Source organism: Aggregicoccus sp. 17bor-14, assembly GCF_009659535.1.
In the GTDB taxonomy this organism is placed as follows: domain Bacteria; phylum Myxococcota; class Myxococcia; order Myxococcales; family Myxococcaceae; genus Aggregicoccus.
In genome coordinates this window covers 273,162-286,129 of sequence record NZ_VJZZ01000003.1, presented here as the reverse complement: position 1 = coordinate 286,129, position 12,968 = coordinate 273,162, and the positions used below count along the sequence as shown (strand labels likewise).

The following is a 12,968-nucleotide window of genomic DNA, read 5'->3' as shown; positions in this document are numbered from 1 at the left end:
TTCGTTCCGCTCGAGGGCGGGGTCCGGCGCCCGCCCTGGCGCGCCTCCTTGTCGCTCATACGGAGCAGCAAGGGCATTGGTTTGTCCGGGAGGTCAGTGCCAAGGTGGCAGCGGGCGCCCTCCGGGGCTGACCCCTGGAAACGGAGAAGCCGGCTGTGATCTCGCTCCCCTTGTCGCTCATCATCTTCGCGCCCATCGGCCTCGTCTTCGTGCTCCTCACCCGCAGGGCAAGGCAGCAGGCCGCGCCGCTCGCCGCGCACTTTCAGGGCACGACCTCCTGGCTGACCGACGCGGTGTCCTTTCGCTACGGCGGGGCCCGGTGCACGCTGCGCCGGCTGGCGGGCGGCGGGGGAGTCGGCGGTGGTGGCTACTACTGCAGCCTGGTGCTCGATCTGGATGGCGGTCCAGGGGCCGTGATCGCGCCAGCCGAGGCAGTCAAATACGTGTACGCCTTCTCCGTTCCTGCGCGGCACAGCTGGGTCACCGCGGGCACCACCCGGCTGCTCGTCACCGGGCCGGCGCACGCTGCCATTGCGCGCAAGCTGTCCGACCCGGAGCTCGCGGCGTACCTTCCGCGCGTCTTTCCCCGCGCGTACTCGACCGTGAAGGTCAAGCGCGAGGTGCGGATCGAGGCCGGACGGGCCCCCTCCGTTCAGTGGGTCATGGAGCTCACGGGAATGCCTTCCGACGTGTACGAGCGCCCCGAGGTGCTGCAGCCCGTCCTGGACGACGTGCTGCGCCTGCGCGACCTCGTCACCGGATAGAGCGGCGGGGCGCGTCACGCCGGTTCTCGGCACTGCAGGGCGCGCGGACCTGCAGCCGAGACCGTCTGACTCCCGGCTCAGGTTTGCCCCGCGGCATCGCCGGACGCCTGCGGGCCTCCGCGCGCGAGTCGCAGCCGGATGGGACCGCGCGCATCGGAGGGGTCCACCACGCGGCCGCCCTGCACGATGTGCAGCCGCCCCTGCGCCACGAGCCGGCGCGCCGCCTCGCGCACCTCCTCCATGTGCGCGCGCCAGTCCGCGGGCCAGCGCGCGCGGGCAATCTCCGAGGGGCAGCAGGTCGCCCCGCGCGCACGCGCCGCCAGGGCCGCGAGGATGGCCGCCTCCAGCCCGTCGTCCGGCGCGCCTGCGCTCCGGCAGCGCGTGGAGCAGTAGCGCACCGCGTCCCAGTCGCGCTCCCACTTCTTGCGCCAGGTGATGCGGCGGCCGCAGCGAAGGCAGGGCTTCTCGGCAGGGTGCGGGGCGCTCACCCTCCAGGCCTAACGCGCAGCGCTCTCCCTCGCAGCCCCCAGGCGCCGGCGAGCACGAGCTGCAGCGCGGCATCGAGCACGAACACCGCCACGCGGTGGCGGCCGGCCGGCAGGCGCCCCGCGCGGGCATTACCCTCCCCGCATGGACGACACCTTTGCCCACGACCGCGCGGCGCTCGGAGCGCGCACCATTCCCGAGCTCATCGCGCTCCTGGAGAGCGAGGACCTGCGCACGCGCTTCCTCGCGGAGATGGTGTTGCGCGACGCCACCAGCACCTGACTCCACTTCCAGCCCGCGGGTCCGCGGGCCGAGCGCGAGGCCGCCATCCGCGAGTGGCGCGAGTGGTGGGAGGCGCACCGCGCCACCTTCAAGCGCCGCTGGGGCGCGCGCGCCGGCCCCCCGTCCCCGCTGGCGCCGGCAGAGGGGAGGGCCGGGGACGGGCTGGCTGGAGGACCGCAGCCCCGTGAGCCTCCGTGAGCTGTTGCACCCGGCGGCGTGGCGGCAGCGCCGGGGCCATGCCCGCGCGCAGCCTGCGCAGTCCCCGGCTCAACGAACGCCCCCCTGCGGCGAACAGGGGACCCAAGTCGTCCCACGCGAACAGGGCGCCCTCCTGGAGCCCGCGGAAGGAGCGGGCCCACTCGCGCGGGCCGATGACCCCGTCGCGCAGGTAGCGCACGGAGGAGGAGAGATCGTAGGGCTCCACGATCCACTTGCGTCCCTCGAGCGGACGGCCCGGCAGGACGCGCTGCCCCGTGAGGTCCAGGTACAGCGCCCGCACGACGTCCATGCCGGCGGAGTCGACGAAGAGCCGGAACGTCGCGCCGACCCGCGGGTTGACGTCCAGGAGCTTGTACTCGCCCGTGCGCGCGTCGAACTTGAAGCCGATGTCCAGGATGCCGCGGTAGCCCACCGCCCGCATGAGCTCGCAGGTCTGGCGCGCGACGGCCTCGTTCGCCACGCAGACGCCCAGGCTGGTCACGCCGGCGTACGCGGGGTACTGGCGCAGCTTCTTGCCGGTGAGCCCGAACAGGCAGCGGGACTGCGCATCGAAGTAGCCGTTGAACATCCACACCTGCTCGGAGCCTCCCGGGATGAGCTCCTGCAGCATCAGGTTCGGCGCCTCGGGGGACTCCATCCGCTCGTAGAGCGAGAGCAGCTCGTCGGCGCTCTGCACGGCCACCATCCGCGTGCCGGTGCGCTCGTAGAGCAGGACCGTGTCGATCCCCTTGAGCATCACGGGGAAGCGCGCGGCGCGGGCGTACGCCGCCACGTCGTCGCGCGAGCGCGGGAAGACGGTCTCGGGGGTGGGGATCGAGAGCCGCTTGCAGAGCTGGTACATGCTCTTCTTGCTCGCGAGGGTGCGCGCGAGGCCGGCGGGCTTCTCCGGGAAGCGGAACACCTCGCGCAGCGCGCCCGCGTGCTCGTTCACGAAGATGCTGCCCCGGTCGTCGGTGGGGATGAGGATGGGGCGCGCCCCGATGCGCCTGCCGATCCCGATCAGCCACGCGAGCGCGCCCTCCCGCTCCGGGTCGAAGGGCCAGGTGAGCCGCTCCCGCCAGTAGCGCGAGTGGGCCGCGGGCGCATCCGCGCTGCGGTGCACGCCGTGCATCCGGACGCCGAGACGCCCCAGGGTGCGCGCGATGCCCATCCCGCAGTAGCCCGTGGACAGGACCACCACCGGGACGGAGGTGTCCAGGGGCGCCGGGGCCAGGTCCACGGGCGCTGCCTCACGCCTGCGCATGTTCGAGCGACCGGGTGAGCGGAAGGGGGAGGACGGGCGCGCGCACGAGCTCGCGCCCGCAGCGGCGGTACACCTCGCCGACGTCGTCGACGTGGGACAGCACGAACTCCAGGTCCGCGAGCTGGCCGGTGCGTCGCAGGTAGGCCACGCTCGCGCTGCAGAGGAGGGCCTCCACCGGCGCTCCGCTCCAGCGCTCGACCAGGGCCCGCGTCCTCTCGTCCTCCGGCTCGTGGCCCAGGCGCAGCAGCTGCTCCGCGATCCAGGCGCAGCACAGCTGATCCTCCTCGCGGAACTCGCCGCGCGCCCCCGCGCCGATGACGGTGACCGCGTCGTGGTGCGCCGCCAGGTGCCGGGCCTGCACCCGGTAGTTGCGCAGGCACGCGACATAGGTCGGCTGCGAGGTCCCGGGCGCGCAGATGAGCGGGGTGCCGGAGGTGGAGAGCAGGACCATGGGCCGCCCCACGTCCGTGCGCGCCGCCAGCGCCGCCGGGCTGTTGGTGAGGTCGAAGCCGTACGGCATGTTCCCGCCGAGCTCGCCGACCAGGAGCGGGCTCGCGAGCTGCCGGGCGCGCCGGACCGCGGCGTCCACCGTCGCGACGGGGAAGCAGCGGCGGCCGGCGGCGAGGGCGGTGACGGCCGTGGTCGTCGCCCGGATGACGTCCACGGCCACGATGGCGTGGCCCTTCGACCTGGAGAAGGAGGGGGCGGCGCCGTCCTGGAAGCAGTGGATCGCGACCGTCTTGCGTGCGCTCATGGGTGGGCCGGACGGAGGTTGGGGAGGGCGAACGCGTCCGAGTGGAGCCCGCGCCGGAAGATCTCCACGCGCAGCAGCTCCTCCAGGCGCACGTTCCCGAGCTGCACCTGCGGCCCGAAGTGCTCGAGGAAGGCGAACTGGCTCGCCTTGGTGGGCGCCTCGAAGATCACCCGCCCCAACCCGAACAGCTCGGCGAAGGGCTCCACGTACTCGAAGCGCAGGGACCCGTCGTCACCGAAGGCCCCGACTCCCCGCGCGCTCTCGCGCGCCTCGACGACCAGCTGCTCGGCGCCGGCGTCCAGCCAGACCCGCCCCAGCGAGAGCGCCTCGCGCAGGGAGGCCTCGGTGAAGGGCCCCTCGTGCTTCTTGCCGAGCTCGAACTGCACGGCCAGCCCCCGCGCGTGGGCCCTCCGGACGATGGCGCCCGGCTCACCGGCCAGGTGCGTGAAGCCCTCGCCACACTCGATGCGCGTCACCCCCAGCTCCGCGCACAGGTCGAGGTAGGCCTCGAGCTGCCCCTGGGCGGCCGCCACCTCGAAGGGGCCCCCGCCGGTGACCGTCGGAACGCCGTGGGCCCGCGCCGCTGCGATCTTCCGCCGCGTCGTGGCCTCGTCGGCGATCAGCCAGCAGGCCATGGAGATCTTGAGCGAGGCCATCAGGTGCGCGCTCTGCGCCAGGTGCGCCTCGACCGTCAGGGGATCGTAGCCCGGGTCGAAGGGGCTGGTCAGCCGCGGGAGCTCTCGCACCCCGATGAGGTGCAGGTACTGCTGGGTGCCGTGCCGCTTCGTCATGCCGTCCATGCGCGGTGCCTCGTGGCTGCGCCAGAGAGTCTCTGCAAGTCCCGGTCACTCCAGAGGGGATGACCGCGGAGCCCCCTGGAACGCGCGGCGCCTCGCCACGGTGCCGTGAGGCCTCCCTGGGATAGGGTCTGCCCGAGTGCACGGGCACTGGACTCTGGTCGTGCGTGGGTCCGCCCCCGTCTCGCATGCACGCACGCCTGCCCTGCTACACACGGTGCGCGAGCACCAGGTCCTGGGCCCCCGTGGCCCGGAGCACCGGGACGCCGCGGTCCGCGAGCGCCTGCAGGCGCTGGTGCAGGCGGATCCCGAGCGGGCCCGGCAGCAGGGGCCTGCCGAGCAGTGAGAAGGGCCCGAAGCCGAAGGTCCGGTGCCGGAGGGGCTCGAGCCCGGCGCCCCGCAGCAGCCGGGTGAGCTTCCGATACGTCATCAGGGAGGCGAGGCCTGCGGGCCGGCGGACTCCGAGCGCGCGCGCCAGCGGACGCAGGAGGCGCCTGGCGGGGGCGAGCGCCGGCGTGCGCCGGGGGTCCAGCAGGTGGTCGAGGCGAAGGCGGTTGTCGGAGCTCAGGAGCACGTAGCCTCCCGGCCGCAGCACGCGCACCATCTCGGCGAGCGCCAGGGCCGGCGAGTACAGCCAGGGCAGCACGCCGAGCGCGACCACCAGGCGCTGCGAGCCCGCGGCGAAGCGCAGCGCATGGGCGTCGCCCTCGTGGACGGTGACCCGGTCGCTCACGCCCGCCTCCTGGACCCCGGTGCAGGCCTGCCTCACCATCTCCGCGCTCGCATCGATGCACGCCACGCGGTGTCCGCGCCGGGCGAGCGCGACCGACATGAGCGCGGCGCCACAGCCGATCTCCAGCACGGCCGAGAGCGGAGGCAGCGCCAGCGCGTCGATCCACGCGAGCGCGGTCGCGTGGCGCAGCTGGTAGATCAGGCCGGCGAGAGACTGCTGCGCGTACACGCCCTTCCAGTACCCGGCCTCCTGTGCGAACTGCGCGTTCACGCTCGCCTGGTAGGCGCGGGCGGCCGGGGCTGCGGCGGAGGGCTCGAGGAACGGGAGCAGCTGCATGCGGGCTCCAGCGGGAAGGGCAGCGCGTCAGGCGAGCTTCATCAGGAGGCTGCGGTACACCTGGCTGAGGGGACGGAGCATCAGGACTCCGAGCAGGAGGACGAAGTACGTGGCCGGCGTGTACCGGAGGGCTGCCACGTAGGCGGCCAGGCCTCGGTAGGCGTTGGCGCGCACGCCGGGCCCGCGCGCCGCGGCGGCGTCGCTCCGGACCCAGTGCAAGGCGTGGTCGAAGTCGAGGCGCTGCAGCAGGGAGCGCAGCCCGCCCGCCCCGCGGCGCGCCGGCGTGTAGAGCAGGGTGAGCGGTGCCCGAGGCCAGGCGGCCACTGCGACATAGCTGCTCAGCAGCGCGTAGTAGAACATCCCGAACGTGCGGCCGGTGATCAGCAGGAGCCCGGTGTGCCACAGCACTCCGAGGACGATGGCCGGGCGCCGCAGCCGGGGCACGAGGAAGCCGAGCGCGAGCGCCGCCTCGGTGGCGATGGCCAGCCAGTCCAGGAGGGCGGAGAGCGCCAGCGGGGGCAGCAGGGCGCTGAAGCGCGCGTAGCCCGGGTACTGCAGCACGTGGGTGACCCAGTTCTCGAAGAACTGGCCGGAGCGCCAGTCGGGGTCCAGCACCTTGTTGAGCGCCGCACCGAAGTACAGGACGACGAGCTGGAGGCGGATGAGCGAGTGCCTCTGGCGTGGCTCGTACAGGCCCGTGAGGAAGAGCACGCAGGCCGTGAAGGTCCTGTTGTTCTCGAAGTAGAGGCGCGACGACAGGAGCGCGACGAACAGGGTCGCGCCCAGCACCAGGCAACAGGTGCGCACGGCGCGGTTGAGCAGCAGAGCCGTCGTCGCCGTGAGGAACAGCGCCTGGAGCACGGGCTGGAGGGGCAGCCCGTCCAGCACGGCGACGAAGGGGAGGAAGGGGGAGGGGAGCGCCTGCACCTGCCCGGTGGCAATGAAGCTCACGGCGATGAGCTTCGCCGCGAGCAGGACGTTGGGCGGCAGCGCCGTGCCGCTCACCGCGAGCGGGTTCCAGGAGGCCCGCACCGGGCGCTCGCGCGCGAGCACGTCTGGGGACGGCACCGGGCCGTGCTCTAGGGGCGACTCCTCTAGGGGCGACTCCTCTAGGGGCGACTCCATGTCCGCTCCTCCCGGCCGTTCACGCGGTAGCGCAGCGCCACCGCGGCCTCCTCCCCGCGTCCGGAGGTCCGCTCGCGCTGCTCGAGGATGTCGATGAGGTGCTGGGGGACGTTCTCGGACAGGTCCTCGGCCGGCAGGTGGTAGCGCTGCTGGATCTCCGCCGGGGAGAGCGCACGCCCCGCCACGCGGACCTCGAGGTGGTAGCGCGTCATGTAGTCGTTCGGCGCCCAGCAGAAGTAGCGCGTGGGCCCACGCTGCTCGACGAGCATCCAGACGAGCTGGAGGAGCAGGAACGCGACACCGGCTGCCGTACGCACAGGGGCCTCCTGTCCACCAGCCCAGGCGGATGATTACGGGACCACCGAACCCACCTGGCCAGATTCGTTACCCGCCCTGCAGCCGCCACCGTACGGGAGTGCAGCCCCGTACCCCGGGGCAGACCTGCGGAGCGGAGGGCTGCGGGCTCACCCTCAACGCGAGGGCAGCGGAAAGAGCTGCACGGGGGGCGGGCCCAGCTGCGCGCCCGTGGGGGTGCTGTTCATGCGCACGGCATGGGGGCCCCGACGCCCCGCCGGGGGGCCGTCCCTGCCCGGGTCTGCGGCGTGAGGGTGGCCCGGGTGGCCTCCTCTCCCCGGGAACGCCCTGATTCTCCAGAGTTGTAAGCGGACGTAGGGGAAGCTGTGTTTGTCACCAAACGTATATTTTTTTACGCTCATGGGACGATGAGTGACGCGAACCCCGCCCAGACGGCTCTGCCCTCGAACTGGATGAAGCCCCCGGAGGCCGCTCCGCGCTGGCCGCTCGGGGCGCCCCCGCCGGAGCTCGCGCTGCAGCTGCTGCGCGGCGAGGTGGCTGCGCCGGCGGCCGCGGCCACGGTGGTGCGCCAGCTGCGCAGCGCCCTCACGGCCATCGACGAGGACGCGCTGCGCGGCGACGCGCTGTCCTTCGACCCCGCGCCGCTGCGCGCCGCGCTGGGCACGCAGCTGCGGCTCGCGCTGGCGCTCGAGCACACGGCGCGCGCCGGCGTGCCCGAGCCCGAGGCGCTCAACGTGCTGCTCGCCCAGGTGGACGGAGCGCTGGACCCACTGCGCGGCTACGAGGGCAAGGCGACGCCCGAGGTGCTCGCGCGCGTGAGCGCCGTGCGCGACGCGCTCGTGCGCGACGCGGTAGCGCTCTCCGAGGTGCGCGTGAAGGGCGTGCCGGCTGCGCAGCCCGCCGCGCAGCCCGCCGGCTTTGCCTCCAAGTCGAACGCCGCGGCCGCCCAGGGCGCGGGCAAGGTGGTGCTCTTCTCGCGGGCGGACGGCGCGCGCCAGCGCAAGCAGAAGGTGGCGCTCGCGGTGCTCGGGGCGGTGCTGATCACGGGCGCGGGCCTGCAGCTGTGGGAGATGCGCGGGTCCGGCGCTCCGCCCTACCAGAGCGTCCCCGGAGCGCCTGCCGGGCTCGGCCTGCTGCAGACCGAGGGCGCGCGGCGCATCGTGCGCACGCAGGACGGCCGCGCCCCCTCGCCCGAGCTGCGCGCCTGGCTGCACGCGCAGGAGCAGCAGGGCCTGCGCGTCGTGCCGATGAGCCCCTCCACCTTCCTTCTCGAGCCGGCGCCCGTGGGCGCCGCCCACTGATGTCCGCCCTGCGAGGTCCCTCCACCATGTCCCGTCCCGTCCTGCGCCGCGCGCTCCTCCGTGCACGCGGCTTCACCCTCGTCGAGCTGATGATCGTGGTGGCCATCGCCGGCATCCTCGCGACCGTGGCCGTCCCGCAGATGCACCTGTTCGCCCTGCGCGCGAAGCGCGCGGAGCGCGAGATCATCGTGCACTCCATCGTCATGGCGGTGCAGCAGCTGCGCACGCAGGACCTGCCCGGCATCAACGGGGTGCTCCTCGCGCAGAACCCCGTGAGTGACCCGACCACCGGGCGCGCCAACTTCAGCCAGAACCTCCCGTCGGGCGCGGCGGGCATGGCGGGCTGGGACAAGCTCGGCTTCTTCCCCTCGGGCCAGCTCTACCTGCGCTACTCGGGCACGGCCACCTTCAGCGGCACCACCGGCACGCTGACGCTCCTGGTGGACGGCGACCTGGACGGCGACAACCTCGTGAGCACCACCCGCTACGATTACACGTGGTGGGAGGGGATGTGGGCTCCGGTCGGCGAGCCCGTGAAGCTCGGCGACGACTGGTAGGCGCCGCCCGGCAGTTCGGTCCGGAGGCAGAGGGACACACCGGGCCGCGCGTCCCACGCGCGCCTTGGACCTCGCGTCGCTTGACGCCCGCGGAGTGACGGGAGAACGCTCGTCCCGTCAGCGACCGTGGAAGGCGGCCGCGAGGAGGTCCCATGCCCTGGCACCGTCTTCGACGCCGACCGCTGCAGGACGCAGCGGCCGACGCGCGCTACGCCCTGCGCGGCCTGCGCCACAGCCCCGGCTTCGCGCTGGCGGCAGTGCTCACGCTGGCCCTGGGCATCGGGGCGTCCACGGCCGTCTTCAGCGCGGCCCACGCCGTGCTGCTCGCGCCGCTGCCGTACCCGGCGCCGGAGCGGCTGGTCCGCATCTTCCAGCAGAGCTCGCCCACCAACCGCTGGACGGTGAGCAACGCGGACTGGCAGGCGCTGCGCGACCAGCGCCCGCCCAGCCTCGCCTCGGTGGCGCTGCTGCAGGCGGGAGGCGCGGCGCTGTCCACGCCCTCGGGCGCGCAGTGGGTGCGGGTGGCGCGCGTCACGGCGGGCTTCTTCACGACGCTGGGGGTCCCGATGGCGCGGGGCCCTGGCCTGCGCGAGGGCGACGACCGGCCGGGCGCGCCGCCTCTCGTCGTGGTGAGCGAGGCCTTCGCGGCGCAGCACCTGGGTGGAGGAGACGCGCTGGGGCGCACGCTGGTGCTGGACCGGGTGCCGCACACCGTGGTGGGCGTGCTGCCGGGCGGGGCGCAGCGGCACGCCGGGGTGCTCGCGGACCTGTGGCCCGTGCTCCAGCTGTCCGCGCCCGAGCGCCGCGGCCCCTTCGGCTTCGTGGCCATTGCCCGCCTGCGCGAGGGCGCGACGCTGGACGCCGCCGCGCGCGAGCTCGACGTGCTCAGCCGGCGCCTCTTCCCCCTGTGGGCCTCGAGCTTCCGCGACGCCAACGCCCGCCTCACGCCCTACCGCCTGCACGACGTGCTCACCGCCGACGCGTCGCGGCCGCTCGGGGTGCTCGCGGGGGCGGTGGGGCTGGTGCTGCTCATCGCGGTGGCCAACGTCGCGAACCTCGTGCTGGTGCGCGCGGCGGGCCGCGAGCGGGAGCTGGCGGTGCGCGCGGCGCTCGGCGCAGGGCGGGGACGGCTGGCGCGGATGCTCCTCACCGAGAGCTTCGTGCTCGCGGGCCTCGGAGGCCTGGCGGGGCTCGCGCTCTCGGTCGCGGGGCTCGCGGCGCTGCGTGCGGTGGGGCCAGCGCTGCCGCGCCTGGAGACCGCGGGCCTGGACGCGCGCGCGGTGGGCTTCGCGCTCGTGCTCGCGCTGGTGAGCGGGGCCCTCGTCGGCCTCTACCCGCTGGCGCTGGGGCTCACCCGGCCGCTGGCCGCGTCCATGCGCTCGGGCGATGCGCGCGCGGGCGCCTCGCGCGGCGCGCGGCTGGTGCAGGGCGGCCTCGTCGTCGGGGAGCTCGGCCTCGCGCTGCCGCTGCTGCTGGGGGCGGGGCTGCTGCTCGCCTCGTTCCTGCGGCTGCAGCAGGTGGACGTGGGCTTCGCGCCCGAGCGCATCCTCACCGCCACGGTGAGCGAGCCGGGGAAGGGCGAGCCCGACCCGGTGGCGCTGGAGCGCTTCTGGGCCGCGGTGCTGGAGCGCGTGCAGGCGGAGCCGGGCGTCGAGTCGGCAGCGCTCACCACCTCGCTGCCGCCCGACAACGGCGGCGACGTGAACAACTTCAACCTCGTGGACCGGCCCGTCGGCCCGGACGAGTCCGAGCCCACCGCGCCGTGGGCCTGGGTGACGCCGGGGCTGCTGCCCACGCTGGGCGTACCGCTGCTCGACGGCCGCGCGCTGCAGGCCGGGGACGGGGGAGCGAACGGGCCGCCGGTGGCGCTGGTGAGCCGCGCCTGGGCGCAGCGCCACTACCCGGGGGAGAGCGTGCTGGGCCGGCAGTTCCGCTCCGGTGGGTGCAGCGACTGCCCGCCGACGACCGTGGTCGGCGTGGTGGGGGACGTGAAGTACCTGGGGCTCGCCCAGGGCGCGGAGGCCGTCTACGAGCCGGCGCGCGGCGGCCCCTTCCGGACCATGAACCTCGTGCTCCGCTCGAGCCTGAGCGCCGCAGCGCTCGCGGGGCCCCTGCGCGAGGCGGTGCGCGCGGTGGACGCGGACGCGCCGGTGCGCGACCTCTCGCCAATGGAGGAGCGGCTCGCCACCTCCGTCGCCACGCCGCTGCGGCTCACGTGGCTGGTGGGCGCGTTCGCCACGGTCGCGGTCGCGCTCGCGGCGCTGGGCGTCTTCGGCGTGATGGCGTACGCGGTCGCGCAGCAGCGCCGGGAGCTCGGCGTGCGCATGGCGCTGGGGGCAGCCCCCGGGGCCATCGTGCGCGGGGTGATGAGGCAGGGGGCGCTGCGCGCGCTGGCGGGCCTGGTGCTGGGGCTCGCCGCGGCGCTGCCGGGCACGCGCGCGCTGCAGTCCGTCCTCTTCGAGGTGCGGCCCACGGAGCCCCTGGCGCTCGCCGCCGCGGCGCTTGCGCTCCTGGGGGTGGCGATGCTGGCCTGCTGGGTGCCGGCGCGCCGCGCCGCCCGCATCCCGCCTGCCGAGCTGCTCGCCCGCGAGTGAGCGCGGGCGGCGCAGCGGGCCCTCTTGCCCTGGGTTACGGCACGGGGCAGAGCTGGATTCTGTTGTCCGTGCAGCGTGCAACCTTCACCGTCTCCGTGCTCGAGGCGTTGCCCGCGTCCTCGGCGCGCAGGGTCACGGTCCACGGCGGCGGCAGGCCCGTGACGTCGACCTGCGCAACCCAGTGGCACGGCGTCGCCTCGAGGTGCACCGGTGCGTCGAAGTACGGGATGCCCTGGCGAAAGACGATCTCGGAGATCCGATCCCCCACCTGCAGGGTGCGCCGGAACGAGGTGTCCGTCTGACAGGCGTGGACGCGGAAGGTGAGGACGTCGCGCTCCCAGTCGATCCACCCATTCGGCTGGCCGTCGTCACGCCGCGCGAACGCAGCCATCGGGGCCTGCGCGTACGTGGTGAAGCGGATCTCCTCTCCATTCGCCAGCGTCGCAGCGAGGACGTTCCGCCCCGGCGTCGGCCCCAGCACCCAGTAGCTGTTCCCCTGTAGCGGGTTGCAGGAGCCCGGGACGCACGCGTCCTCCACCAGCCAGCCGAGGGAGGTAGTGCGCACGGTCGCACGCGTCGGGTTCCCCTCGAGCGCCAGGTGCCCGCCCCCCTCGAGTACGGTCAGCGTCACGTCCGTGCTCGTCGCGTGGCCGAAGGCATCGAACACCCGGAAGTTCGGCGCGACCGCAGGCTTGCCGCCGGGAGCGCCGCCCACCAGCTCGGTGACCACGTGCTCGAAGCGGACGCCCGGGCCGGGCATGATCGAGATGCTGAGGCTCGCGCGTACCTGACCGAGCGTCGCCGCGGCACCCGCCGTACCGATCGTCCCCGAGAGCGCCCAGTCCATGCGCGCGACGCCGTCCGCACCGGACACGCTCGTCGCGGCAGCAGGCGTCGCATCGGCGGTGACACGCTCCCAGCCGACCTGGACGTCGGGGACCCTGTTGCCGTGCGCATCCAGGACCTCGACCGCCAGCGTGGCAGTGCCTCCGGCGGGCCCGGTCGACGGCGACGAAGGCGCCACCCGGAGCCCGACCGCGGGGCCCGGCAGCGCCGTGGCCGTGAACTCTGCGAGGACCCGCGCCTCGCCGGTGCCGCTGTCCACCATCCGCGCCTCCACCTTCTGGGGCTCGGCGGTGGTCATGCCCAGCGTCCAGCGCTCGCGCACGTAACCATCGCTGTTGGTGGTCCCCGCACCTGCGAACGCGCTGCCGCCGCCAGACGTCACCACGAAGGAGATGGTCTGACCCGCGATGGGCTCGTCACGCTCGTCGACGAGGCGCGCGACGAGCGGCTCCGCCAGGGCCTCACCGATGCGGCCCGTCTGTCCGCTTCCGCTCACGATGAGGCGCTGCGTCTGACGACCGTCCGCTCCTTCCGGGCTGCCGCCCCCCCCCCCCCCCCCCCCGCACCCCGACAGCACCGCTGCGACGAGCGCCAGCACTCCCAGACCGCACCGATT

13 protein-coding genes are annotated in these 12,968 nt (G+C 74.2%); 5 read left to right on the top strand and 8 right to left on the bottom strand.

The features are described 5' to 3' along the window. Positions 1 to 155: 155 nt before the first annotated feature. On the top strand, positions 156 to 764 hold the full coding sequence (locus FGE12_RS07630; RefSeq protein WP_153865731.1) for a hypothetical protein: 609 nt from the start codon (positions 156 to 158) through the stop codon (positions 762 to 764). Between the two features lie 77 nt (positions 765 to 841). Here FGE12_RS07630 and FGE12_RS07625 read toward each other — a convergent pair whose 3' ends face one another. Further along, the gene (locus tag FGE12_RS07625) at positions 842 to 1,252 is read right to left on the bottom strand and encodes a DUF2256 and DUF3253 domain-containing protein (RefSeq protein ID WP_194797684.1); all 411 of its coding nucleotides are present in this window, start codon (positions 1,250 to 1,252) and stop codon (positions 842 to 844) included. A gap of 142 nt (positions 1,253 to 1,394) precedes the next feature. Here FGE12_RS07625 and FGE12_RS07620 point away from each other — a divergent pair, with 142 nt between their 5' ends. Beyond that, positions 1,395 to 1,532 carry a hypothetical protein gene (locus FGE12_RS07620; RefSeq protein ID WP_153865730.1) on the top strand — a complete coding sequence of 46 codons (138 nt, stop codon included), beginning with the start codon at positions 1,395 to 1,397 and terminating at the stop codon, positions 1,530 to 1,532. 88 nt (positions 1,533 to 1,620) lie between these two features. Here the strand turns inward: FGE12_RS07620 and FGE12_RS07615 are convergent, their stop codons facing one another. From FGE12_RS07615 to FGE12_RS07590, 6 genes are all read right to left on the bottom strand, one after another. Beyond that, complete coding sequence (locus FGE12_RS07615) at positions 1,621 to 2,970, bottom strand: carboxylate--amine ligase (RefSeq protein WP_153865729.1); 1,350 nt, start codon at positions 2,968 to 2,970, stop codon at positions 1,621 to 1,623. 10 nt (positions 2,971 to 2,980) lie between these two features. After that, positions 2,981 to 3,748 carry a 2-phosphosulfolactate phosphatase gene (locus FGE12_RS07610; RefSeq protein WP_153865728.1) on the bottom strand — a complete coding sequence of 256 codons (768 nt, stop codon included), beginning with the start codon at positions 3,746 to 3,748 and terminating at the stop codon, positions 2,981 to 2,983. After that, on the bottom strand, positions 3,745 to 4,548 hold the full coding sequence (locus tag FGE12_RS07605; protein WP_153865727.1) for a phosphosulfolactate synthase: 804 nt from the start codon (positions 4,546 to 4,548) through the stop codon (positions 3,745 to 3,747). Before FGE12_RS07605 ends, FGE12_RS07610 begins: the two co-directional genes overlap by 4 nt. 205 nt (positions 4,549 to 4,753) lie before the next feature. Further along, entirely contained in the window at positions 4,754 to 5,614 is an 861-nt protein-coding gene (locus FGE12_RS07600; RefSeq protein WP_153865726.1) for a class I SAM-dependent methyltransferase, read from the bottom strand. 27 nt (positions 5,615 to 5,641) lie between these two features. Beyond that, positions 5,642 to 6,682 carry an HTTM domain-containing protein gene (locus FGE12_RS07595; protein WP_194797683.1) on the bottom strand — a complete coding sequence of 347 codons (1,041 nt, stop codon included), beginning with the start codon at positions 6,680 to 6,682 and terminating at the stop codon, positions 5,642 to 5,644. A gap of 41 nt (positions 6,683 to 6,723) precedes the next feature. After that, positions 6,724 to 7,056 carry a hypothetical protein gene (locus FGE12_RS07590; protein ID WP_153865724.1) on the bottom strand — a complete coding sequence of 111 codons (333 nt, stop codon included), beginning with the start codon at positions 7,054 to 7,056 and terminating at the stop codon, positions 6,724 to 6,726. Positions 7,057 to 7,461: 405 nt separating this feature from the next. On the opposite strand from FGE12_RS07590, the gene FGE12_RS07585 reads away from it, so the two are divergent. The 3 genes from FGE12_RS07585 (at position 7,462) to FGE12_RS07575 (ending at position 11,506) form a co-directional block, all read left to right on the top strand. After that, on the top strand, positions 7,462 to 8,355 hold the full coding sequence (locus FGE12_RS07585) for a hypothetical protein (protein ID WP_153865723.1): 894 nt from the start codon (positions 7,462 to 7,464) through the stop codon (positions 8,353 to 8,355). A 26-nt stretch (positions 8,356 to 8,381) separates the two neighbouring features. After that, positions 8,382 to 8,912, top strand: coding sequence for a type IV pilin protein (locus FGE12_RS07580; RefSeq protein ID WP_153865722.1), 531 nt, complete (start codon positions 8,382 to 8,384; stop codon positions 8,910 to 8,912). A gap of 152 nt (positions 8,913 to 9,064) precedes the next feature. Next, the gene (locus tag FGE12_RS07575) at positions 9,065 to 11,506 is read left to right on the top strand and encodes an ADOP family duplicated permease (RefSeq protein WP_153865721.1); all 2,442 of its coding nucleotides are present in this window, start codon (positions 9,065 to 9,067) and stop codon (positions 11,504 to 11,506) included. A gap of 34 nt (positions 11,507 to 11,540) precedes the next feature. Here FGE12_RS07575 and FGE12_RS07570 read toward each other — a convergent pair whose 3' ends face one another. Further along, entirely contained in the window at positions 11,541 to 12,848 is a 1,308-nt protein-coding gene (locus tag FGE12_RS07570; protein ID WP_153865720.1) for a hypothetical protein, read from the bottom strand. Positions 12,849 to 12,968: the final 120 nt, after the last annotated feature.

Coding starts and splice junctions, on each gene's coding strand:
- FGE12_RS07620 (WP_153865730.1), top strand. CDS start 1,395: ATGGACGACACCTTTGCCCACGACCGCGCGGCGCTCGGAGCGCGCACC.
- FGE12_RS07600 (WP_153865726.1), bottom strand. CDS start 5,614: ATGCAGCTGCTCCCGTTCCTCGAGCCCTCCGCCGCAGCCCCGGCCGCC.
- FGE12_RS07610 (WP_153865728.1), bottom strand. CDS start 3,748: ATGAGCGCACGCAAGACGGTCGCGATCCACTGCTTCCAGGACGGCGCC.
- FGE12_RS07605 (WP_153865727.1), bottom strand. CDS start 4,548: ATGGACGGCATGACGAAGCGGCACGGCACCCAGCAGTACCTGCACCTC.
- FGE12_RS07580 (WP_153865722.1), top strand. CDS start 8,382: ATGTCCCGTCCCGTCCTGCGCCGCGCGCTCCTCCGTGCACGCGGCTTC.
- FGE12_RS07575 (WP_153865721.1), top strand. CDS start 9,065: ATGCCCTGGCACCGTCTTCGACGCCGACCGCTGCAGGACGCAGCGGCC.
- FGE12_RS07585 (WP_153865723.1), top strand. CDS start 7,462: ATGAGTGACGCGAACCCCGCCCAGACGGCTCTGCCCTCGAACTGGATG.